This is a genomic window from Kitasatospora sp. SUK 42 (assembly GCF_015776785.2).
GTDB lineage: Bacteria > Actinomycetota > Actinomycetes > Streptomycetales > Streptomycetaceae > Kitasatospora.
This window is the reverse complement of sequence record NZ_LFMD02000003.1, coordinates 1522273-1544100: the sequence shown is the minus strand read 5'-3', so window position 1 is coordinate 1544100 and position 21828 is coordinate 1522273. Positions and strand designations below refer to the sequence as shown.

Here is a 21828-nt window from a genome sequence, read left to right as displayed (position 1 = left end):
GAGCCACCATGGCTGCAACCTCCCTTGACCTCGCCAAGGTCCGCAACATCGGGATCATGGCGCACATCGACGCGGGCAAGACCACCACCACCGAGCGGATCCTGTTCTACACCGGCGTCTCGTACAAGATCGGTGAGGTCCACGATGGCGCTGCCACCATGGACTGGATGGAGCAGGAGCAGGAGCGCGGCATCACGATCACGTCGGCCGCGACGACCTGTCACTGGACGGTCGACGGCGCCGACCACACCATCAACATCATCGACACCCCGGGTCACGTCGACTTCACCGTCGAGGTGGAGCGTTCGCTGCGCGTCCTCGACGGTGCCGTGACGGTGTTCGACGGTGTCGCCGGTGTCGAGCCCCAGTCCGAGACCGTGTGGCGGCAGGCTGACCGCTACGGCGTTCCGCGCATCTGCTTCATCAACAAGCTGGACCGCACGGGCGCGAACTTCTTCTTCTGCGTCGACACCATCGTGGAGCGCCTCGGCGCCACCCCGCTGGTCATGCAGCTCCCGATCGGTGCCGAGGCGGACTTCCAGGGCGTTGTCGACCTGGTCCGCATGAAGGCGCTGGTCTGGTCCGCCGAGGCCGCCAAGGGCGAGATGTACGACGTCGTCGACATCCCGGCCGAGCTGCAGGAGCAGGCCGACGAGTACCGCACCCAGCTGATCGACACCGTCTCGAACATCAGCGACGAGATCATGGAGCTCGCCCTCGAAGAGGCCGAGATCCCGGTCGAGCTGCTGCAGGACGCGATCCGCAAGGGCACCCTGAACTCGGACTTCACCCCGATCTTCTGCGGTACCGCCTTCAAGAACAAGGGCGTTCAGCCCCTGCTCGACGCGGTCGTCAAGTACCTGCCGTCGCCGCTGGACATCGAGTCCATCGAGGGCACCAAGCCCAACGACCCGGACACCAAGATCTCCCGCAAGGCCTCGGACGAAGAGCCGCTGGCCGCGCTGGCGTTCAAGATCATGTCCGACCCGCACCTGGGCAAGCTCACCTTCGTCCGGATCTACTCCGGTCGCCTGGAGTCCGGCACCTCCGTGCTGAACGCCGTGAAGGGCAAGAAGGAGCGCATCGGCAAGATCTACCGCATGCACGCGAACAAGCGTGAGGAGATCGAGTCGGTGGGCGCCGGCGACATCGTCGCCGTCATGGGCCTGAAGCAGACCACCACCGGTGAGACGCTGGCCGACGAGAAGAACCCGGTCATCCTGGAGTCCATGGACTTCCCGGCCCCGGTCATCCGCGTCGCCATCGAGCCCAAGTCCAAGGGTGACCAGGAGAAGCTGGGTGTCGCCATCCAGCGTCTCGCCGAGGAGGACCCGTCCTTCCAGGTCAACACGGACGAGGAGACCGGCCAGACCATCATCGCGGGTATGGGCGAGCTGCACCTTGAGGTGCTGGTCGACCGTATGCGTCGTGAGTTCAAGGTCGAGGCCAACGTCGGCAAGCCGCAGGTCGCGTACCGCGAGACGATCCGTCAGGCCGTCGAGCGCATCGACTACACCCACAAGAAGCAGACCGGTGGTTCCGGTCAGTTCGCCAAGGTGCAGATCGCGATCGAGCCGCTTGAGCAGGCCGAGGGCTACGAGTTCGTCAACCTGGTCACCGGTGGCCGCGTCCCGCGCGAGTACATCCCGTCGGTCGACGCCGGTTGCCAGGAGGCCATGGAGTTCGGTGTGCTCGCCGGCTACCCGCTGCAGGGTGTCCGCGTGAAGCTGCTGGACGGCCAGTCGCACGACGTCGACTCCTCCGAGCTCGCGTTCAAGATCGCCGGTTCGATGGCCTTCAAGGAAGGCGCGAGGAAGGCCAAGCCGGTCCTCCTTGAGCCGATGATGGCCGTCGAGGTCACCACGCCCGAGGACTACATGGGCGACGTGATCGGCGACATCAACTCTCGTCGTGGCCAGATCCGGTCCATGGACGAGCGTCACGGTGCCCGCGTCGTCACGGCGCTGGTGCCCCTCTCCGAGATGTTCGGCTACGTCGGTGACCTGCGCAGCAAGACCTCTGGTCGCGCGAGCTACTCGATGCAGTTCGACTCGTACGCCGAGGTCCCCAAGGCCGTGGCTGAGGAGATCATCGCGAAGTCCAAGGGCGAGTAAGTCCGGCTCTGCCGGCCTCAGGATCAGCCCGACATTCGGGATGATTCCGAACCCTTAGGCTATTAGGAGGCGACCTGGGGGAATCCGTCCGGATTCCCCCGGGGCCTCCGGCCCCCACCCGCGGGACGGTACGAGGTGCTTCCGGCACCACGGACCAAGCCCGATCAAAGACCAACTGACGTCAGCACGGCGTACAGGAACTGTCCTCAGGAGGACTCAGTGGCGAAGGCGAAGTTCGAGCGGACGAAGCCCCACGTCAACATCGGCACCATTGGTCACATCGACCACGGCAAGACCACGCTGACTGCGGCCATCACCAAGGTGCTGCACGACGCGTACCCGGACCTGAACCCCTTCACGCCGTTCGACCAGATCGACAAGGCCCCGGAGGAGCGTCAGCGCGGTATCACCATCTCGATCGCGCACGTCGAGTACCAGACCGAGGACCGTCACTACGCGCACGTCGACTGCCCGGGTCACGCTGACTACATCAAGAACATGATCACCGGTGCCGCCCAGATGGACGGCGCCATCCTGGTGGTCGCCGCCACCGACGGCCCGATGCCGCAGACCAAGGAGCACGTCCTCCTGGCCCGCCAGGTCGGCGTCCCCTACATCGTTGTCGCCCTGAACAAGGCCGACATGGTGGACGACGAGGAGATCCTGGAGCTCGTCGAGCTCGAGGTCCGCGAGCTGCTCTCCGAGTACGAGTTCCCGGGCGACGACCTGCCGGTCGTCCGCGTCTCCGCGCTGAAGGCCCTTGAGGGCGACGCCGAGTGGGGCCAGAAGCTCCTCGGCCTGATGAAGGCCGTCGACGAGAACATCCCCACCCCGGCCCGCGCCGTGGACCAGCCGTTCCTGATGCCGATCGAGGACGTCTTCACGATCACCGGTCGCGGCACCGTCGTCACCGGTCGTATCGAGCGTGGCATCCTGAAGGTCAACGAGACCGTCGACATCATCGGCATCAAGCAGGAGAAGACCACCACCACGGTCACCGGCATCGAGATGTTCCGCAAGCTGCTCGACGAGGGCCAGGCCGGTGAGAACGTCGGTCTGCTGCTCCGTGGCATCAAGCGCGAGGACGTCGAGCGCGGCCAGGTCATCATCAAGCCGGGTTCGGTCACCCCGCACACCGACTTCGAGGCCCAGGCCTACATCCTGTCGAAGGACGAGGGTGGCCGCCACACCCCGTTCTTCAACAACTACCGCCCGCAGTTCTACTTCCGTACCACGGACGTGACCGGCGTCGTGACCCTCCCCGAGGGCACCGAGATGGTCATGCCGGGCGACAACACCGCCATGACCGTCGCGCTGATCCAGCCGATCGCCATGGAGGAGGGCCTGAAGTTCGCCATCCGTGAGGGTGGCCGCACTGTCGGCGCCGGCCAGGTCACCAAGATCCTCAAGTAATTTGACGATCTGACGTCCCCGACGTCTGACCTTCGGTCGAGAAGGAGGGCCTGGTGGAGATCCCCGGATCTTCACCAGGCCCTCCTTCGTTGCGCAAAAAAATCGTCAACTATGCTCGCGGCGTACACCGGAGCGAAGCTGGGCGCGGGAGCGCGCCCCCTACAGGGGATGGGATTTCGGGCTCTCGATGGACACTCTCCGCACCACGGCGGCCACCGCCTCTTCCGAGGAAGCCGTGCCGGGTGCCAGCCCCGGGTCTCCGCCGCGCTCCGCAGGCAGGCAGGCCCGCAGCCTGCCGTTCCTGGCCGGCGCGCTGCTCGCGTCCTGGTTGGTGCCCACCGCGCTGATCTCGGCCGGCCTGGGCTTCCTGGTCCTGCCGTTGCTGGTGCTGGCGGTCGCCGCGGTGATCCGGGTCGGCGGGGTGCTGCTCGACCGGCTGGTGGCGGCCGCGCTGATCATCGCCGGCGGAGTGCTGGTGTCCGGCCTGCTGTTCTCGCTCTGGCCGTGGGGGATAGACCCCGTCCCGACCTCCGGTGTGCTGTTCTCCGTGGTGGCCCTGACCGCCTGGGCGAGCCGCCGCGCGCCGCGGCTGCCGCTGCGTTTCCGGCCCTCGGACCTGCTGGTCGTCGGCACCGGCTACGTGATGTGGCACTACCTGCACAAGCCGCTGGTGGGCAAGGGCCCGGGCTGGCGGCTGGAGTTCCTGACCACCTCCGAGGACCGGCTCAACCACTTCTCCTACTTCGTCGGCATCGAGCACGTCGGCGGCTACAACTTCCTGCACCAGGAGGCCGCCAAGGCGTACATGATGTCGGGCGAGGGGGTCTACCCGCAGGGTTCGCACTTCCTGCTGGCCTGGATCGACTCGCTGTTCCGCTCCTCGGCGGACCTGGGGTCGACGCTCGACACCATGAACCGCTACCTGCTCTACGTCCTGGCCGCCTACGCGCTGTTCGGTGTGGCGCTGGTCTGGGCGGCCCGCTGGATCGGCGGCCCGCGCCTGCGCGGCTGGCGCACCGCGGCGGTGTGCGGGACGGTCGCGGCGCTGGTGTTCTCCAGCAACTACACCGACCTGGTCACGCACGGCTTCGACTCGACGGTCATCGGCCTGCTGATGGTGGCCCTGCTGGCCGCCTTCCTGGTCCGCCCCGCGCTGCGGACGCCGGACTTCCTGGTGCTCGCCGGCGCCGGCCTGATCACCGTCACCTACGTCTACAACCTGTTCGGCGCCGTCGCCGGGGTCGGCCTGGCGGCCGCGCTGGTGGTCCACCGTCGGCGCTTCCGCCGCTCGCGCTGGCTGGTGTACGTCCTCGCCGGGGTCGTCACGCTGGGTCTGGCCGCCCTGCCGAGCGTGGTGTCGGTGCTCTCCTCCCTCGACGTCGCCAGTACGTCCAACCTGGGCGGGCCCAGCGTCGCGGCCGACCGGACGATCCTGGTCGGCGGCCTGCTGCTCGGGCTGCTGGCCGCGGCCGTGCCCGCCAACCGGCGGACCGGCACCGGGCAGGCGCAGCTGGCGGTGGTGCTCAGCGCCGGCGTGGTGATCGGCGGCTTCGCCTGGTGGCAGATGCACACCATCGGGCAGGTCTCGTACTACTTCGAGAAGCTGGCCGGCACCGGCGTGGTGATCGCCCTGGTCTCGATCGGTGCCGTCGGACCGCTGCTGCGGACCACCTCGCCCGCCCGGGTGCCGGTGCTGCGGCGCAGGATCGGTGACGGCGTGCTCTCGGTGGTCTCGGTGGCGACCGCGCTCAGCCTGTTCGCCGGGGTGCAGTGGGGCATGGAGTCCTTCAAGGGCGGGCCCACGGCCTGGCACCAGAACTCCCTGATGGCCTGGAGCCGGGGCGAGTCCTGGAGCGACATCGGCCCGCGTCACGGCGCCACCGTCATGGGGGACCTCGACGGCATCAACGAGCCGATGATGGTGCTGTACTCCAACGACGACTACAAGAACCTGAAGTCGACCTGGCTCGCGGCCCTGCTGCGCGGGCGCGGCGGTGACATGCGGGCGTTCTACGAGACGCACTGGGTGAACATCGGTGCCGAGCTGCGGAACGACACGGAGCACGAGGCGGCGCTGGCCCACGTGAAGACGGCCGCGGAGAAGCTCGGCCGGCCGATGACCGTGGTGGTCGTCGACAAGGCCACCGGCGACCGGTTGCGCAAGGATCTCGCCGGCTTCCAGCCGCGGATCACCGTGGTCGAGAAGCCGGGCAACAACTGGGTCGCGCCGTGGAAGAAGAGCTTCCCGGGGGACTGATCCGCGACCCCGGCGGTGCCGGGTGACGCCATGGGGCGGGGCATCGTTCGAACCGGGCGATGCCCCGCCCGTTTCCGTCCCCCAGGTCCGTCGGGCAGCTCTCACCCCACGCTCATCCGGTTTCATCGGGGGCTCACGGCCAGCTGCTATTGTCGCCGAAATCCAGCCCCACCAGTGGAAAGCGGGACCAACTCATGTCGACAGCGCCTCAGTTGTCGGTCGTCATGCCGATCTACAACGAGCAGGAGGCGCTTCCGCTGACCGTCGAGCGGCTGCGGCCGATCCTCGACGGGCTCGGCGTCGACTACGAGGTGGTCGGCGTCGACGACGGCAGTACCGACGCCACCCCGGTGCTGATGCAGAAGATCCGGCAGGACTGGCCCGAGTTCCGGATCATCCGCTTCTCCCGCAACTCCGGCCACCAGGCCGCGCTCAAGGCGGGACTGCACCGGGCGTTCGGCGACTACGTGGTGAGCATCGACGCGGACCTGCAGGACCCGCCTGAGAAGATCCCGGAGATGCTCGCCCTCGCCCGTGAGCAGAACCTCGACATCGTCTACGGCGTGCGCGGGGACCGTGGCACCGACACCTTCTTCAAGCGGCGCACGGCCGGTGCCTACTACTGGCTGATGCGCAGGCTCGTCGGCAAGCGGATGCCCAGCCAGGCCGGCGACTACCGCCTGCTCAGCCGGGCGGCGGTGGACGCGCTCAAGGCGCTGCCCGAGCACCAGCCGGTCTACCGGCTCCTGGTGCCGTGGCTGGGCTTCCCCAGCGGCGAGGTGGTCTACGTCCGTGAGGAACGGGTGGCCGGCGCCACCCACTACCCGCTGGCCAAGATGATGCGGCTCGCGCTGGACAGCATCACCAACTTCTCCGCCGCCCCGCTGAGGCTGGCCACCTACCTCGGCCTGGTGAGCTTCGTGGTCTGCATCGGGCTCGCGATCCACGCCACCGTCTCGTACGCGCTCGGATCGACCGTGCCCGGCTGGTCCTCGCTGTTCATCGGGATGCTGTTCCTCGGCGGTGTGCAGCTGATCTGCGTCGGACTGCTGGGGGAGTACGTCGGCCGGATCTACTCGGCGGTGAAGGCCCGTCCGGCCTACTTCATCGGGTACGACTCGGCCGAGGACGAGCAGCGGGGCCCGGGCCGGTGACCTCGATCGAGGAACCCGCCGAGCCGACCTCGGGGACCCGGCGGCAGCTGCCGTCCTTCCTGGTCATCGGTGTCCTCAGCACCCTCTTCTACCTGGGGCTGTTCGTCGCCGCGCGGGGGTTCACCAACCCGCAGGCGGCGAACCTGGTGGCGCTGGCGGTCAGCGCGGTGGCCAACACGGCGGCCAACCGCCGCTTCACCTTCGGGGTCGTCGGATCGGAGGGCATGGTCCGGCACCAGCTGCAGGGCGCGGTGGCGTTCCTGATCGGGCTCGGCCTCAGCAGCGGCGCGCTGGCCCTGCTCGACCTGGCGGCGCCGCACGCGTCCCGGGCGGTCGAGGTGGCCGGGCTCGTGGTGGCGAACGGTCTGGCCACGCTGGCCCGGTTCGTCCTGCTCAAGCTGTGGGTGTTCCGGAAGCGCTGAACGGGGCCGGACCGGTGCGCCGGGCACCGGAGACGAAGGAGGGGGCGCGTGCCGCTGCACGCGCCCCCTCCCGTCGGTCCCGCGTCGCCGCTACCGCTCGCCGAGCGAGGCCGTGTAGGCCTTGCACGCCTCGTAGGTCGGGAGCAGACCGGTGGCGATGGCCTCCTTGAGGGAGGGTGCCGCCGCGTCGCGGGCGGACAGCTGCGGAGCCCCGGCCGGCCACTCGATGTCCAGGTCCGGGTCCAGCGGGTGCACGCCGTGCTCGCCGGTCGGGTTGTACGTCGCCGAGCAGAGGTAGGTCAGCGTGGCGTCGTCGGTCAGCGCGCAGAAGCCGTGGCCGAGGCCCTCCGGGATGTAGACGGCCTTGCGCTCGGTGTCGTCCAGGCGCACGCCCTCCCAGCGGCCGAAGGTCGGCGAGCCGACCCGCAGGTCCACGATGACGTCCAGCACCGCGCCACGGGTGCAGGTCACGTACTTGGCCTGGCCGGGCGGGACGTCGGCGAAGTGGATGCCGCGCACGACGTCCTTGGCGGAGAGCGACAGGTTGGCCTGTGCCAGGTTCAGCGGGTGGCCGACCACCTCGGCGAGCTCGTCGAAGCGGTACCACTCGGTGAAGTGGCCGCGCGCGTCGCCGTGCACCTGCGGGGTGATCTCGAAGGCGCCCTCGATGGAGAGCTCAAGGAACTTCACAGGCCCGCCGCCTCGTCCAGCAGAGCCAGCAGGTACTGGCCGTAGCCGCTCTTGAGCAGCGGCTCGGCGAGCTCGCGCAGCTGCGCGTCGTCGATCAGGCCGGCCCGCCAGACCGCCTCCTCGATGCAACCGATCTTGAGGCCCTGGCGCTCCTCGATGACCCGGACGAACTCCGACGCCTGCACCATCGAGACGAAGGTGCCGGTGTCCAGCCAGGCGGTGCCGCGGTCCAGGATGGTGACGTTGAGGTCGCCGGAGGCCAGGTACGCCTCGTTGACGGCGGTGATCTCCAGCTCCCCGCGGGCGCTGGGCTTCAGACCGCGGGCGATCTCGACGACCCGGTTGTCGTAGAAGTACAGGCCCGGGACGGCGTACCGGGACTTGGGCGCGGTCGGCTTCTCCTCGATGGAGATGGCCTGGCCGTCCTCGTCGAACTCGACCACGCCGTACGCGGTCGGGTCGGCCACCGGGTAGGCGAAGACCCGGCCGCCCTTGGCGTCGGTGTGCTCCGAGAGCCGGGTGCCCAGGCCGCTGCCGTGGAAGATGTTGTCGCCGAGGATCAGCGCCACGGGCTCGTCGCCGATGAAGTCGGCGCCCAGCACGAACGCCTGGGCGATGCCCTCGGGGCGCTCCTGGACGGCGTACTCCAGGCGGAGGCCGAACTGGGAGCCGTCGCCCAGCAGACGCTCGAACTGCTCCCGGTCGTTCGGGGTGGTGATGATCAGGATTTCGCTGATCCCCGCCATCACCAGGGTCGAGAGGGGGTAGTAGATCATCGGCTTGTCGAAGACCGGGAGGAGCTGCTTCGACACCGCTCGGGTCAGCGGCCAGAGCCGCGAGCCGGTGCCGCCGGCCAGAAGGATTCCACGCATGGAGTGCACCTTATTCGAGTCCGAAGGGGTTGGTGAGGCCCGGGTCGGCGGGTCCCCGGCGCGCCGGTAGACTACGGCGTACTATGCGCATCCTCGTGACCGGCGGTGCCGGCTTCATCGGTTCTGAATTCGTCCGCCAGCTTCTGGGCGCCGACTCCACTGACCAGATCACGGTCTTCGACAAGCTCACCTACTCGGGCGTCGAGGCCAACCTGGAGCCGGTGGCGGGTCACAGCGGCTACTCCTTCGTCCGGGGAGACATCTGCGACGTCGACGCCGTCGACGCCGTGATGCCCGGCCATGACGTCGTGGTGCACTTCGCCGCCGAGTCCCACGTGGACCGGTCGATCGCGGGCGCCGGCCCGTTCGTGCTGACCAACGTCGTCGGCACCCAGGTCCTGCTGGACGCCGCCCGCAAGCACGGTGTGGGCCGCTTCGTGCACATCTCCACCGACGAGGTGTACGGGTCCATCAACGAGGGCTCCTGGACCGAGACCTGGCCGCTGGAGCCCAACTCCCCGTACTCGGCCTCCAAGGCCTCCTCCGACCTGCTGGCGCTGGCCTACCACCGCACCCACGGCATGGACGTCGTGGTGACGCGCTGCTCCAACAACTACGGGCACTACCAGTTCCCCGAGAAGGTCATCCCGCTCTTCACCACCAACCTGATCGACGGCAAGAAGGTCCCGCTGTACGGCAACGGCGGCAACATCCGCGACTGGCTGCACGTCTCGGACCACTGCCGGGGCATCGAGCTGGTCATGCGCGGCGGCCGCGCCGGCGAGGTCTACAACATCGGCGGCGGCACCGAGGCCACCAACAAGGAGCTCACCGCCCTGCTGCTGGAGGCCGCCGGCGTCGGCTGGGAGATGGTCGAGCACGTCGCCGACCGCAAGGGCCACGACCTGCGCTACTCGATCGACATCAGCAAGATCCGCGAGGAGCTCGGCTACGAGCCGCAGGTCCGCTTCGAGGACGGCCTCGCCGCGACCATCGCCTGGTACCGCGAGAACCGCGCCTGGTGGGAGCCGCTGAAGCAGAAGGCGGCGCTGCAGAAGTGAGCGCCACGTCCCCGGGCCAGGTCCGCTGGCTCGTCACCGGTGCGGCCGGCATGCTCGGCCAGGACCTGCTGACGGTGCTCGCCGGTGACCCGACGGCCGAGGTGACCGCCCTCGGCCGGGCCGACCTCGACATCACCGACGCGGAGGCCGTGCTGGTCGCCGTCAAGGGCCACGACGTCGTCGTCAACTGCGCCGCCTGGACCGCCGTCGACGCGGCCGAGACCGAGGAGGAGGCCGCCACCGCCGTCAACGGCACCGGCGTGCGCCACCTCGCCGCCGCCTGCGCCGAGACCGGCGCCCGGCTGCTCCAGGTGTCGACCGACTACGTGCTGCCCGGGGACGCCACCGCGCCGTACGCCGAGACCGCGCCGACCGGCCCGGTCAACGCGTACGGCCGCGGCAAGCTGGTCGGCGAGCAGGCCGTGGCGGAGTTGCTCCCGCAGCACGGCTACGTGGTGCGCACCGCCTGGCTGTACGGCGAGCACGGCAAGAACTTCGTCGCCACCATGCTGCGGCTCGCCGCCCAGCGCGAGACGCTGGACGTCGTGGACGACCAGCAGGGCCAGCCGACGTGGTCGCTGGCCCTGGCCCGGCAACTCGTCGCGCTCGGCACCGCCGCGCTCGCCGGGCGGGCCCCGGCCGGGGTCTACCACGGCACCGCGGCCGGCCGGACGACCTGGTTCGGGCTGGCGCGCGAGGCCTACCGGCTGAGCGGCCTCGACCCGGAGCGGATCCGTCCGACCACCTCCGCGGCGTACGTCACGCCCGCCGCCCGGCCCGCGTTCAGTGTGCTGGGCCACGACCGGTGGACCGAGGCGGGCCTCGGCCCGCAGCCGGACTGGCGCGAGCAGCTCGCCGAGGCGCTGGGCACCCCCGTCTTCACCGAACTGGCCGTCAAGGCCCGGACACCCGAGAGCGGCAGATCGCAGTGAGGAATCCGCTGACCAAAGTAGCCGCCGCGCTGCCGCCGGGAACCCTGGCGGTGGCGGGCGGCACTGTTGTGCTCGGCGCGGCTTCGTACATCCACCTCGGTGTGGCGGGCCACAGCCTCTCCGTCGACGACATGGCGAACGTGTCCCTGCTGTGGACCATCGTGATGTCCGTCGGCATCGGCGTCTTCTTCCCGATCGAGCAGGAGCTGACCCGGATCGTCGCGGCCCGTGCCGCGCTCGGGCACGGCGCCGCCCCGGTGCTGCGCCGTGCCACCCTGCTGACCGGCGGGATCCTCGCCGCCGTGCTGCTGGTGCTCGGGGTCGGATCGCACCGGATCGCTGACACCATGTTCCACGGCGACCGCTCGTTGGTGCTGGCGCTGGGCGGCGCGTTCTTCGGCATGGCGGTCTGCTACCTCACCCGCGGTGTGCTGGCCGGCCTCGGCAGGTTCGGCGCGTACGGCACCCAGCTCGGCCTCGACGGCGGCCTGCGGATCGGGCTGGCCGTCGGCGCCGCGATCGGCGGGGTGCACTCGGGGCTGGCGTTCAGCCTGATCCTGGCCGTCGCGCCGGTCGTGGCCACCCTGCTGACCCTGCCGCCGCTGTTCAGGGCCCTCCGGCCCGGCCCGCGGGTGCTCTGGTCGGAGCTCTTCTCCGGGCTGGGCCTGCTGATCTGCTCGACCCTGCTCTCCCAGGTCGTGGTGAACGCGGCGGTGGTGAGCACCAAGCTGCTCGCCCCCTCGGAGTCCGCCCTGATCGCCGCGCTGCTCAACGCGCTGGTGCTGGCCCGGGTCCCGCTCTTCGTGTTCGGTTCGCTCCAGGCCTCGCTGCTCAGCGGGCTGTCCTCGGCGATCGCGGTCGGCGACCGTGCGGCCTTCACCGGTATGCTCCGCCGGATCGGCCTCGTGGTCGGCGGGCTCGGGGTACTCGGGGGGATCCCGGCGGTGGCCCTCGGCCCCTGGCTGATCCAGGTGCTCTTCGGAGCCAAGCCGGTGCTCGGCTGCCTCGACTTCTTCTGGATGTCCGCCGGCACCGTGGCGTACATGTTCGCGATGGTGCTCGGTCAGGCGCTGATGGTATTCAAGCGGCACAACCTGCAGCTGCTCTGCTGGGCGGTGGGGACCGCGGTCCTCGCCGGGGTCACCTTCCTCCCGGGCGACGTGGCCACCCGCGTGGTCGTCGCCTACACGGCCGGGGCGGTGGTTGCCGTGCTCGGTATGCTGGCCGCTCTCAGGCGCAGTTTCCCCGGTTCGACGGCGAACCGAGCCGGTACCGCGCGGGCGGAGCAGGTCGCGCCCACCATGACCGCCGGGGTGGGTAGCGAATGAACCTACCGCCCTTCGACATACAGATGGCCGCGCACGAGCGCGGGAGACACCCCGAACATGGAGCCCCCGTGTCCCAGAACGACGATGTCTGGCTGGTGATCCCGGCCTACAACGAAGGCCAGGTGATCGCTGACGTTGTGGAGGGAGCGCGCAAGACGTTTCCGAACATCGTTGTGGTCGATGACGGCAGTGCCGACGACTCCGCCAAGCACATCATGACCACGGGCGCCCACCTGGTGCGGCACCCCGTGAACCTCGGCCAGGGTGCCGCGCTGCAGACCGGCCTCGCCTACGCGCTCGCCCAGCCCGGCGCCCAGTACTTCGCCACCTTCGACGCGGACGGCCAGCACCAGACCGCCGACGTCGAGAAGATGGTCTCCCTGCTCCGTGCGGGCGAGGCCGACGTGGTCCTCGGCTCGCGCTTCATCGAGCAGAACGGCCAGGTGCCGTGGATCAAGCGCGTCGTGCTGCGGACCGCGGCGACGGTCAGCCCGACCGCGCGCAAGCTCAAGCTCACTGACTCGCACAACGGCCTGCGCGTGCTCAACCGCGAGGCCGCGAGCCGGATCCGGATCACCATGAACGGCATGGCCCACGCCTCGGAGATCGTCAGTTTCCTGGCCGGCGCCGACCTCCGGGTGGCCGAACTCCCGGTGGACATCCTCTACACCGACTACTCGCGCGCCAAGGGCCAGTCCCTGATCAACGGCGTGAACATCATCTTCGACATCTCGCTTCGGGAGCGTGGCCGCCGATGAACTACTTCTGGATTCAGCTGGTGCTGATCGTGGGCGCGGTCATTCTCGCGTTCATGTTCATCCGGCGCTGGGACGCGGCGAACACCCGCGCCTGGAAGCGCATCGCGTTCTCCGTCTTCGTGATCGCGAACATCTACGCGATCCTGCGCCCGAGTGACGTCACCTGGGTGGCCCACAAGCTCGGCGTCGGCCGCGGCACCGACCTGGTGCTGTACGTCATGGTCCTGGCGATGGGCTTCCTGACCCTGAACACCTTCCTGCGGTTCCGCTCGCTGGAGAAGAAGCTCACCGACCTGGCCCGCACCGTCGCGATCAACGAGGGCGCCCGGCTGAACGGGGAGCGCTTCGACCTGGACCTGCCGGTCTCCGCTCCGGTGAAGAGCAACGGAGCCTGAGCCCCATGGCGACCTTCGAGTTCATGCTGCCGTACTACGGCGATGTGGCGTTGATGCAGGCCGCCGTGCGCAGCATCCTGGGGCAGACCGACCCGGACTTCCGGCTGACCGTCATCGACGACGGCAAGGAGCCGGACGTCCCGGGCTGGTTCGCCGAGCTCGGCGACGAGCGGGTCAGCTACCTGCGCAACGAGCAGAACCTGGGGATCACCAGGAACTTCCAGAAGTGCGTGGAGCTGTCCACCGCGGACCACGTGGTGATCATGGGCTGCGACGACCTCCTGCACCCGCACTACCTGGAGACCGTCCGGGCGATCCTCGACGCCAACCCGGACCTCGGGATGGTGCAGCCGGGCGTCGAGGTGATCGACGGTGACGGCGTGGTCAGCCAGGGCCTGGCCGACAACGTGAAGGGCAAGCTGTACGCCCCGAACGTCAAGGGCCGGCGCCTGATGGGCGGCGAGGAGCTCGCGGCCAGCGTGCTGCGCGGCAACTGGCTGTACTTCCCGTCGATCTGCTGGCGGGGCGAGGCCCTGCGCCAGGTGAACTTCCGTGACGAGTACTCGGTGATCCAGGACCTGGCACTGGTGGTCGACCTGCTGGAGCAGGGTGAGTCGATGATGATCGACAACACCACGGTGGTCTTCCAGTACCGCCGCCACGCGGTCAGTGAGTCATCGGTGCAGGCGTTCTCCGGCACCCGTTTCACCGAGGCGGAGCGCTACTTCAACGCGGTGGCCGAGCGGATGGACGCCCGCGGCTGGCCCAAGGCCGCCCGCGCGGCCCGGGTCCGCAGCGCCTCTCGCTTCCACGCGCTCACGATGCTCCCCGGCGCCCTGCGCCGCGGCCAGTCGGCCGGCGTCAAGGTCCTGGCCAAGCACGCGTTCACCGCGGGGCAGCGCCACTGACGCGCGCCCGGCGCCGACACGAAGGAGCCCGGCCCCCCTGCCTGAGGCAGGGGGGCCGGGCTCTTCCGTTCGCGGCGGTCAGTCCGCCAGTGTGGTCAGCACGTTGCCGAGGACACCGGAGGCCTTCGGGCGGCTGGGGTACGGGCTGTTCGGGGAGCAGCCCAGCGTGCCCTGGTCCGGGCCCTGGACGAGCCGTCCGGACAGGTCGCCCGGCTTGCCGCACTTGTGGTCCGGCGCGTACTTGGAGCAGTGCCCGTCGAAGCTCTCGGCGGTCTGGGCGTACCAGGCGAGGTGGCCGGTGTCGTTCTGCCAGGTGGGCATGAAGCGGTCGGCGGTGGCGGAGCCCGCCATCCCGAACAGCAGGCCGAGGGCGCAGAGCACGCCCGCGGCGACCGCGCGCGGGGCGAACCGGGGGAGCACGCGGACCGGCGCGTCCACGGTGGCCTCGGCGCGCCGGGCGCCGAACCGGCGGGCGGCCAGGTAGCAGGCGAGGCCGACGAGCACGAGCGTGCAGTAGAGGAGCTGGGCGCTGGTGCGGGGGTAGAGCATGACCGCCTGGTCCTTCTCCATGTGGGAGGCGTACCAGTACCGCATGACGAGGGCGCTGGCCGCGCAGGCGGCGGTCACCATGACGGAGGGGCGGTTGATGCCCAGCGCCAGGGCGAAACCGAGGCCGACGAGCAGGACGACGGAGAACAGTCCGACTCCGCCGAGCTCACCGGGCAGCGGCCAGGTGCTCCAGGCGTCGGGGCCGGGGAGGTCGTCCCGCCACATCGCGAAGTACGTCGGTTCGACGTAGGTGTCGAAGTAGCAGTACCGGTCGACGGTCGATCCGGCCGAACCGAGCAACCGGACCAGGTAGGTGCCGGCCACCGCGAGGAAGGTCACGGTGGTCGCCGCGAGGGTGGTCCCGGCCGTGGCGAGTGCCCGGGCCCCGTCTCCCTTCCCGATCCGGACGAGGATCAGTGCGGTCAGGACGACCATGCCGAGCGCCGACCAGACGAACCAGCCGGAGTAGAGGATGAACAGCAGGCCGATGGCCAGGCCGAGGCCGGCGCCCTGAGCCGCGGCGCGGCCGCGGTGGAGCTCCTTGGAGCGCTGGAGCACCTGGACGAGCTTGCCGAGGACCGGCACCAGCGCGACCAGGACGAGGTTGGTGTACGGCTTGTACGGCTGCATCATCGGCAGCGACGCGGTGACCCCGATGCCCAGCGCCCACAGCGGCGGCAGCAGCAGCCGCCACGCCATGTAGGCGAGCGGGCCGAGCAGCCCGGTGAAGAGCAGGGAGATCAGCTTCATCGCGTAGCCGACGTCGCCGCCGGTGAAGGACTCCGCGGTCCAGGCGAGCAGGTGCGGGAACATCGGCGGGTAGGCGCCGTCGAGGGGCTTGCCCTGCATGAGGGCGCCGGCCCACGCCTGGAGCGCGCCGGCGTCGCCGCCCTGGGCGTTCAGCGGCCAGTAGGTGTCGCGCAGGGCGAGCGAGATGCCGGCCGCGACGACGCCGGAGGAGAGCCCGGCGACGGTCGCCGCCGCGAACCGCAGCGGGGTCTCGGGCCAGCGGCGCATCGCCGGGAGGCAGACCACCAGGACGAGGCCGAGCACGAGCAGCAGCTGGAGCTGCAGCGCGGCCAGGCCGCTGACCTGGCCGATCCGGGACATCGGGTTGAGGTCGACGAACCGTGCGAGGTAGGTCATCAGGAGTGCCGCGGCCAGCGCGACCACACCTTCGAGGATCCAGAGCAGGAAGGTGTTGGCGGTCGTTCTGTTCGAGCCGCGGTGCCGTACGGGCCCTCGTATGTGGTCGGCCGGAGGAGCCGCGGTCTGGAGGCTGGTCACTGGGTGGTCCTTCGGAGCCGGGCGGCGGACGGTGGGCGAACGGTGTCGAGCGTCCGGGGCCGGCCGCTCAACTGCGCGACCGATTCTGCCAGGGGAGCGGATTCCGCTTCACCTCGGATCGGACACATGTGCGGACATTCGGTGAGGGTGAAATCCAACCGTGACCAAACCGTTGGAAAGACTTCGGGGTGGTCGGGACGGCGTGGACTGCTTGGGCGGCACGGCCGTTGGGCTCACCGGGGCGCGGTAGTGTCTCCAAGGCGCCGGGTGTCCGGAACCGCTCTGTGGAAGTCCGCAGCCCTACGGAAGTGAAGCGACATGACCAGTCTGGCAACCGACCGGCACAGCGGATCGGACGCGTCATCAGGAGTGGAGGACGGCGACCGCTCCGTCGGCGCGGCGGCCGGCGACCGCTGGTTCGAGCGGCGTGCGGCGCTCGTGGCGGGGGAGGCCCTGGTCAGCGTGGTGGCGGCGCTCGGCTTCACGCTGCTCTGCCGACACATCAGCGTGAACCCGCTGAACCGGATCGGGCAGGTCAGTGGTCTGGCCAAGATCCAACAGTACGTGGCGATGATCGGGCTGCCGGTACTCGCGGTCCTGCTCTACACCGCATACCGCGGCGGGCTGCGGCGGCACGGCATCGTCCAGCGGCTGGTCTGCGGTGTCCTGGCGGGCCTGGCCACCGGCGTGGTGGCCGGCGGCGTCGTGGTCGCGCTGCGTGGCACCCCGTGGCCGCTGGGCGGGCAGGAGGGCGACCCGAGCGTCCTGATCGACATGGCGACGTCGATGATGCACGGCCACGGGGTCTCCGGCGTCTACCCGCCGCTGTTCCCGGCGGCGATCGCGCTCTGGTCCGAGCTGCACTACGGCGGGGTCGGCGGCGCCGGCTTCGCCCTGCACGACCTGCAGATCGTCTGCAGCGCGCTGGTGGGGCCGATGAGCTACCTGGCCTGGCGGCTGATGCTGCGGCCGTTCTGGGCGCTGGCCATCGCGGTGCCGTCGGCGCTGGTGTTCCTGGACCCGATCCGCCCGTACAGCCACGTCACGATGATCGTCCTGCTGCCGTTGCTGGCGGCCTGCCTGCGCGAGCTGCGCCGGGCGGGGGAGCTGTCCAGGCGTTCGCTGTGGCTGCGCGGTCTCGGGTTCGGCGCCGCCTTCGGGATCCTGTTCCTGTGGTACTCGGGCTGGTACGTCTGGTCGGCACCGGGCGTCTTCCTCCTGGCCCTGTTCGTCTTCCCCTGGCGCGCCGGCCGGCAGACCGTCCGTCGCGCCCTGCTGTTCCTGGCGGTCACGCTGGTCACGGCCGGTGTGATCGGCTCGCCGCTGCTCTACAACCTCGTCCGGCTGGGCGCCGACACCCCGGACCGCTACGCCTACATCGTCAACTACGTCGACCCGACCTACGTGCTGGGCTGGATGTCCGACCGCAACGGCGGGCTGACCTACCACAACTGGCCGCAGGCGGGCGAGCTGGCCGGGCAGACCGGGTTCGCGATCATGCTGATCGCCGCGGTCGGCATCGGGGTGGGCCTGGGCCTGCGCAACATGGTGGTCCGGGTCGCGGCGGCGGTGCTGGCCGGTGCCTGGCTGCTGCGGTTCTGGTTCGCCTCGCACATGGCGCACTCCCAGACGATCCAGCTCTACCCGCGGACCACCTGGATCATCATGTACTGCCTGCTGATCCTCGCGGTCATCGGGCTGATGACCGGCCTGGAGCGCGGCGCCGGCTGGGTGGAGCGGCTGTTCCGCTCCGGTGGGCGCGCCCCGTCCGCGGGGCGGGTGATCCCGTTGCGGGTGACCAAGCAGCTGACGGCCGGCCTGATCTGCGCCCTCGCGCTGTTCGCCACCATGGGCGCCTCCTGGTCGGTGGACCGCTACATGCCGCAGCCGGAGTCCAGCAACAGCATGGGTCTGGACGCCTGGCGGGCGCACACGATCAAGAAGAAGGACGGCACCTGCCCGAAGTTCTCGCCCGTGCAGAAGTGCGCGGACATCATCACCAAGGACTGGAAGCCGGAAACCGACAAGGGCTTCATCTGGTGCGCCAACGTGAGCACCGAGGACTGGCCGGCGGTCTGCGGCCGGCAGGCCCCCTGGGTGACCGACCAGAAGAAGTAACCCGCACGAGGGATGATCGGGGCCGGTGAGGTGCGTCTCACCGGCCCCGATTGGCGTTTGGACTGCTCCATGTGGCAGTATGTCCAAGTTGCTCGGTTGAGTGCCGATGCTGCGCGCCTCCCGCCGGGAGGACTGGAAGCGAGTCCCATGTACTCGTCGTTCCCGTGATGGCCGTCAAGCGTGAGTTCTACGCCACGGCAGCTGCGGGGCGAAAGTACGGGAATCTTCCGGGAAGCGTATGCGGGGCCTCGATCCGGCACCCCCACCCCGAAAGTTGGAAACCGACGATTCACTCGCCGGTTTTTTGCAGGCGCGAGTGCGACACGCCCGAGCGCGGGGGTCGGAGGGGGTCGTGCAGTGACTAAGGACAAAGGACTACTGAGTAGCCATGGCGGGACAGAAGATCCGCATCCGGCTCAAGGCCTACGACCACGAGGTCATCGACTCCTCGGCGAAGAAGATCGTCGAGACGGTGATTCGTACTGGTGCGCAGGTCGCGGGCCCGGTGCCGCTGCCCACTGAGAAGAACGTGTACTGCGTCATCCGCTCGCCGCACAAGTACAAGGACTCGCGCGAGCACTTCGAGATGCGTACTCACAAGCGTCTGATCGACATCCTCGACCCCACGCCGAAGACGGTTGACTCGCTCATGCGTCTCGACCTGCCGGCTGGCGTCGACATCGAGATCAAGCTCTGAGAGGCGCACCGAAGATGGCTAAGCAGATTAAGGGCATCCTGGGCGAGAAGCTCGGCATGACCCAGGTCTGGGACGAGAACAACCGGGTTGTCCCGGTGACCGTCGTCAAGGCTGGGCCGAATGTCGTGACCCAGGTCCACACCGCCGACAGCTCGGCCGGCTACAGCGCCGTCCAGCTCGGCTTCGGCGAGATCGACCCCCGCAAGGTGAACAAGCCCCTCGCGGGCCACTTCGCCAAGGCCGGTGTCACCCCGCGCCGCCACCTGGTCGAGATCCGTACCTCGGACGCCTCCGAGTACACCCTGGGCCAGGAGATCACCGCCGAGCTGTTCGAGGCGGGTGTCAAGGTCGACGTGACCGGCACCTCCAAGGGCAAGGGCTTCGCCGGTGTCATGAAGCGTCACAACTTCAAGGGCCTCGGCGCCGGTCACGGCACCCAGCGCAAGCACCGCTCGCCCGGTTCCATCGGTGGCTGCGCCACCCCGGGCCGTGTGTTCAAGGGCCTGCGCATGGCTGGTCGGATGGGCCACGAGCGTGTGACCACCCAGAACCTGACCGTGCACGCGGTCGACGCGGAGAAGGGTCTGCTGCTCATCAAGGGCGCCGTCCCGGGCCCGAACGGCGGCCTCGTCCTCGTCCGCACCGCGGCGAAGGGGCTGTGAAGGATATGAGCACCATTGACATCCTGTCGCCGGCTGGCGACAAGACCGGCAGCATCGAGCTGCCGGCCGAGATCTTCGACGCGAAGGTCAGCGTTCCGCTGATGCACCAGGTCGTCGTGGCGCAGCTCGCTGCGGCCCGTCAGGGCACCCACAAGACCAAGACTCGTGGCGAGGTCCGCGGTGGCGGCAAGAAGCCGTACCGCCAGAAGGGCACCGGCCGCGCCCGTCAGGGCTCGACCCGTGCGCCGCAGTTCGCCGGCGGTGGCGTTGTGCACGGTCCCGTGCCGCGCGACTACTCGCAGCGGACCCCGAAGAAGATGATCGCCGCCGCCCTGCGCGGTGCGCTCACCGACCGGGCCCGCCACAACCGCATCCACGTCGTCACCGGCGTGACCGCGACCGAGGCGCCGTCGACCAAGGCCGCCAAGAGCCTGTTCGGCAAGATCACCGAGCGCAAGAACGTCCTCCTGGTCGTCGAGCGCGCGGACGAGCTGGGCCTCAAGTCCGCTCGCAACCTGCCGAACGTGCACATCCTGGACGCCGGTCAGCTGAACACCTACGACGTGCTCGTCTCCGACGATGTGGTCTTCACCCAGGCCGCCTTCGAGCGTTTCGTGGCCGGTCCGGCCACGTCCGCCAAGGCCGTTGCCGCTGAGGGCGAGCTCGAAGGGAGCGCCGCCTGATGAGCGACGTTACGAGCAAGACGTTCACGGACCCCCGTGACGTCCTGGTGAAGCCGGTCATCTCGGAGAAGAGCTACTCGCTCCTCGACGAGAACAAGTACACGTTCATCGTGTCGCCGGGCGCCAACAAGACCCAGATCAAGCAGGCCGTCGAGGCGGTCTTCTCGGTCAAGGTCGAGGCTGTCAACACGATCAACCGTCAGGGCAAGCGCAAGCGGTCCAAGACGGGCTTTGGCAAGCGCAAGGACACCAAGCGCGCCATCGTGACGCTGGCCGAGGGCAACCGCATCGACATCTTCGGTGGTCCGGTCTCCTGAATCAGGAGATCGTGATCGTCGATTAGGACGAGGACGAGAGAGCCAAATGGGCATCCGCAAGTACAAGCCGACTACGCCGGGCCGTCGTGGCTCCAGCGTGGCCGACTTCGTAGAAATCACGCGGTCCACCCCGGAGAAGTCGCTGGTTCGCCCCCTGCACAGCAAGGGCGGCCGCAACAACGCCGGTCGTGTCACCGCTCGCCACCAGGGTGGCGGTCACAAGCGCGCCTACCGCGTGATCGACTTCCGTCGTCACGACAAGGACGGCGTGCCGGCCAAGGTCGCGCACATCGAGTACGACCCGAACCGCACCGCGCGCATCGCGCTCCTGCACTACGCGGACGGCGAGAAGCGCTACATCATCGCGCCGCGCGGCATCGCGCAGGGTGACCGGATCGAGAACGGCGCTGGCGCCGACATCAAGCCGGGCAACAACCTGCCGCTGCGCAACATCCCGGTCGGTACCACCATCCACGCGGTGGAGCTGCGTCCCGGCGGCGGTGCCAAGCTGGCCCGCTCGGCCGGCTCCGGCATCCAGCTGCTGGCGCGTGAGGGCAAGATGGCGCACCTGCGCATGCCCTCCGGTGAGATCCGCCTGGTCGACGCGCGCTGCCGCGCCACCGTCGGCGAGGTCGGCAACGCCGAGCAGTCGAACATCAACTGGGGCAAGGCCGGCCGCATGCGCTGGAAGGGCGTCCGCCCGACCGTGCGTGGTGTCGCCATGAACCCGATCGACCACCCGCACGGTGGTGGTGAGGGTAAGACCTCCGGTGGTCGCCACCCGGTCTCGCCGTGGGGTAAGCCCGAGGGCCGCACCCGTCGCCCGAACAAGGCGTCGGACAAGCTCATCGTGCGCCGCCGCAAGACCAACAAGAAGCGCTAGGAGCAGGTCAGATGCCGCGCAGTCTTAAGAAGGGCCCCTTCATCGACGGCCACCTCATCAAGAAGGTGGACGCTCAGAACGAGGCGGGTACCCAGAACGTCATCAAGACCTGGTCCCGTCGTTCCGTGATCTCCCCGAGCATGCTCGGTCACACGATCGCGGTTCACGATGGCCGTAAGCACGTCCCGGTGTTCGTCACCGAGTCGATGGTCGGCCACAAGCTCGGCGAGTTCGCTCCGACCCGCACCTTCCGTGGTCACGTGAAGGAAGACCGGAAGTCGAAGCGCCGCTAAGCCTGAGCTTGCGCGCCAAAAAGACTCAATGACTT

At 69.2% G+C, this 21828-nt stretch carries 21 protein-coding genes; 18 read left to right on the top strand and 3 right to left on the bottom strand.

Translation table 11 applies throughout. The features are described 5' to 3' along the window. Positions 1 to 8: 8 nt before the first annotated feature. From fusA to RZ50_RS16615, 5 genes are all read left to right on the top strand, one after another. Entirely contained in the window at positions 9 to 2114 is a 2106-nt protein-coding gene (gene fusA, locus RZ50_RS16635; RefSeq protein ID WP_196949318.1) for an elongation factor G, read from the top strand. A 219-nt stretch (positions 2115 to 2333) separates the two neighbouring features. Continuing rightward, positions 2334 to 3527, top strand: coding sequence for an elongation factor Tu (tuf, locus tag RZ50_RS16630; protein WP_196949319.1), 1194 nt, complete (start codon positions 2334 to 2336; stop codon positions 3525 to 3527). A gap of 187 nt (positions 3528 to 3714) precedes the next feature. Next, positions 3715 to 5784: a hypothetical protein gene (locus tag RZ50_RS16625; protein ID WP_196949320.1), complete on the top strand. Its 2070-nt coding sequence runs from the start codon at positions 3715 to 3717 to the stop codon at positions 5782 to 5784. Between the two features lie 194 nt (positions 5785 to 5978). Beyond that, positions 5979 to 6938: a glycosyltransferase family 2 protein gene (locus tag RZ50_RS16620; protein ID WP_196949321.1), complete on the top strand. Its 960-nt coding sequence runs from the start codon at positions 5979 to 5981 to the stop codon at positions 6936 to 6938. Then, positions 6935 to 7360, top strand: a complete 426-nt coding sequence (locus RZ50_RS16615) for a GtrA family protein (RefSeq protein WP_196949322.1) — start codon at positions 6935 to 6937, stop codon at positions 7358 to 7360. Before RZ50_RS16620 ends, RZ50_RS16615 begins: the two co-directional genes overlap by 4 nt. 90 nt (positions 7361 to 7450) lie before the next feature. Here RZ50_RS16615 and rfbC read toward each other — a convergent pair whose 3' ends face one another. Together rfbC and rfbA are read right to left on the bottom strand one after the other, a co-directional pair. Beyond that, a complete protein-coding gene (gene rfbC, locus RZ50_RS16610; RefSeq protein WP_196949323.1) occupies positions 7451 to 8050 on the bottom strand; it encodes a dTDP-4-dehydrorhamnose 3,5-epimerase in 600 nt (199 codons plus the stop codon). Continuing rightward, the gene (gene rfbA, locus RZ50_RS16605; protein WP_196949324.1) at positions 8047 to 8922 is read right to left on the bottom strand and encodes a glucose-1-phosphate thymidylyltransferase RfbA; all 876 of its coding nucleotides are present in this window, start codon (positions 8920 to 8922) and stop codon (positions 8047 to 8049) included. The genes rfbC and rfbA overlap by 4 nt, the downstream gene beginning before the upstream one ends. 83 nt (positions 8923 to 9005) lie before the next feature. Here rfbA and rfbB point away from each other — a divergent pair, with 83 nt between their 5' ends. From rfbB to RZ50_RS16575, 6 genes are all read left to right on the top strand, one after another. Next, entirely contained in the window at positions 9006 to 9983 is a 978-nt protein-coding gene (gene rfbB, locus RZ50_RS16600) for a dTDP-glucose 4,6-dehydratase (protein WP_196949325.1), read from the top strand. Beyond that, a complete protein-coding gene (gene rfbD, locus RZ50_RS16595) occupies positions 9980 to 10915 on the top strand; it encodes a dTDP-4-dehydrorhamnose reductase (protein ID WP_374199932.1) in 936 nt (311 codons plus the stop codon). Before rfbB ends, rfbD begins: the two co-directional genes overlap by 4 nt. Continuing rightward, complete coding sequence (locus RZ50_RS16590) at positions 10912 to 12243, top strand: lipopolysaccharide biosynthesis protein (RefSeq protein ID WP_196949326.1); 1332 nt, start codon at positions 10912 to 10914, stop codon at positions 12241 to 12243. Before rfbD ends, RZ50_RS16590 begins: the two co-directional genes overlap by 4 nt. A 68-nt stretch (positions 12244 to 12311) precedes the next feature. After that, the gene (locus tag RZ50_RS16585) at positions 12312 to 13001 is read left to right on the top strand and encodes a glycosyltransferase family 2 protein (RefSeq protein ID WP_196949327.1); all 690 of its coding nucleotides are present in this window, start codon (positions 12312 to 12314) and stop codon (positions 12999 to 13001) included. Continuing rightward, positions 12998 to 13396 (top strand): DUF2304 domain-containing protein, encoded by a 399-nt coding sequence (locus tag RZ50_RS16580; RefSeq protein ID WP_196949328.1) that lies wholly within the window; start codon positions 12998 to 13000, stop codon positions 13394 to 13396. Before RZ50_RS16585 ends, RZ50_RS16580 begins: the two co-directional genes overlap by 4 nt. A 5-nt stretch (positions 13397 to 13401) precedes the next feature. Further along, a complete protein-coding gene (locus RZ50_RS16575; protein WP_196949329.1) occupies positions 13402 to 14304 on the top strand; it encodes a glycosyltransferase family 2 protein in 903 nt (300 codons plus the stop codon). A gap of 78 nt (positions 14305 to 14382) precedes the next feature. Here RZ50_RS16575 and RZ50_RS16570 read toward each other — a convergent pair whose 3' ends face one another. After that, the gene (locus tag RZ50_RS16570; RefSeq protein WP_196949330.1) at positions 14383 to 16140 is read right to left on the bottom strand and encodes a hypothetical protein; all 1758 of its coding nucleotides are present in this window, start codon (positions 16138 to 16140) and stop codon (positions 14383 to 14385) included. Positions 16141 to 16458: 318 nt separating this feature from the next. Between RZ50_RS16570 and RZ50_RS16565 the strand changes: the two genes are divergently transcribed. From RZ50_RS16565 to rpsS, 7 genes are all read left to right on the top strand, one after another. After that, positions 16459 to 18258: a hypothetical protein gene (locus RZ50_RS16565; protein WP_196949331.1), complete on the top strand. Its 1800-nt coding sequence runs from the start codon at positions 16459 to 16461 to the stop codon at positions 18256 to 18258. A gap of 388 nt (positions 18259 to 18646) precedes the next feature. Then, a complete protein-coding gene (gene rpsJ / locus RZ50_RS16560; RefSeq protein ID WP_012785157.1) occupies positions 18647 to 18955 on the top strand; it encodes a 30S ribosomal protein S10 in 309 nt (102 codons plus the stop codon). 14 nt (positions 18956 to 18969) lie between these two features. Next, entirely contained in the window at positions 18970 to 19617 is a 648-nt protein-coding gene (gene rplC / locus RZ50_RS16555) for a 50S ribosomal protein L3 (protein ID WP_196949332.1), read from the top strand. Between the two features lie 5 nt (positions 19618 to 19622). After that, positions 19623 to 20300, top strand: a complete 678-nt coding sequence (gene rplD / locus RZ50_RS16550; RefSeq protein WP_196949333.1) for a 50S ribosomal protein L4 — start codon at positions 19623 to 19625, stop codon at positions 20298 to 20300. Continuing rightward, complete coding sequence (gene rplW / locus RZ50_RS16545; protein WP_030280768.1) at positions 20300 to 20617, top strand: 50S ribosomal protein L23; 318 nt, start codon at positions 20300 to 20302, stop codon at positions 20615 to 20617. Before rplD ends, rplW begins: the two co-directional genes overlap by 1 nt. A 46-nt stretch (positions 20618 to 20663) precedes the next feature. Then, positions 20664 to 21500 (top strand): 50S ribosomal protein L2, encoded by an 837-nt coding sequence (gene rplB / locus RZ50_RS16540; RefSeq protein ID WP_030232466.1) that lies wholly within the window; start codon positions 20664 to 20666, stop codon positions 21498 to 21500. An 11-nt stretch (positions 21501 to 21511) separates the two neighbouring features. Then, the gene (gene rpsS / locus RZ50_RS16535; RefSeq protein ID WP_030280772.1) at positions 21512 to 21793 is read left to right on the top strand and encodes a 30S ribosomal protein S19; all 282 of its coding nucleotides are present in this window, start codon (positions 21512 to 21514) and stop codon (positions 21791 to 21793) included. Positions 21794 to 21828: the final 35 nt, after the last annotated feature.

Excerpts from the sequence above, each read along its gene's own strand:
- fusA (WP_196949318.1), top strand. The coding sequence starts at position 9 with ATGGCTGCAACCTCCCTTGACCTCGCCAAGGTCCGCAACATCGGGATC.
- RZ50_RS16625 (WP_196949320.1), top strand. The coding sequence starts at position 3,715 with ATGGACACTCTCCGCACCACGGCGGCCACCGCCTCTTCCGAGGAAGCC.
- RZ50_RS16620 (WP_196949321.1), top strand. The coding sequence starts at position 5,979 with ATGTCGACAGCGCCTCAGTTGTCGGTCGTCATGCCGATCTACAACGAG.
- rfbA (WP_196949324.1), bottom strand. The coding sequence starts at position 8,922 with ATGCGTGGAATCCTTCTGGCCGGCGGCACCGGCTCGCGGCTCTGGCCG.
- rfbB (WP_196949325.1), top strand. The coding sequence starts at position 9,006 with ATGCGCATCCTCGTGACCGGCGGTGCCGGCTTCATCGGTTCTGAATTC.
- RZ50_RS16580 (WP_196949328.1), top strand. The coding sequence starts at position 12,998 with ATGAACTACTTCTGGATTCAGCTGGTGCTGATCGTGGGCGCGGTCATT.
- RZ50_RS16575 (WP_196949329.1), top strand. The coding sequence starts at position 13,402 with ATGGCGACCTTCGAGTTCATGCTGCCGTACTACGGCGATGTGGCGTTG.
- RZ50_RS16565 (WP_196949331.1), top strand. The coding sequence starts at position 16,459 with ATGACCAGTCTGGCAACCGACCGGCACAGCGGATCGGACGCGTCATCA.
- rpsJ (WP_012785157.1), top strand. The coding sequence starts at position 18,647 with ATGGCGGGACAGAAGATCCGCATCCGGCTCAAGGCCTACGACCACGAG.
- rplC (WP_196949332.1), top strand. The coding sequence starts at position 18,970 with ATGGCTAAGCAGATTAAGGGCATCCTGGGCGAGAAGCTCGGCATGACC.
- rplD (WP_196949333.1), top strand. The coding sequence starts at position 19,623 with ATGAGCACCATTGACATCCTGTCGCCGGCTGGCGACAAGACCGGCAGC.
- rplW (WP_030280768.1), top strand. The coding sequence starts at position 20,300 with ATGAGCGACGTTACGAGCAAGACGTTCACGGACCCCCGTGACGTCCTG.
- rplB (WP_030232466.1), top strand. The coding sequence starts at position 20,664 with ATGGGCATCCGCAAGTACAAGCCGACTACGCCGGGCCGTCGTGGCTCC.
- rpsS (WP_030280772.1), top strand. The coding sequence starts at position 21,512 with ATGCCGCGCAGTCTTAAGAAGGGCCCCTTCATCGACGGCCACCTCATC.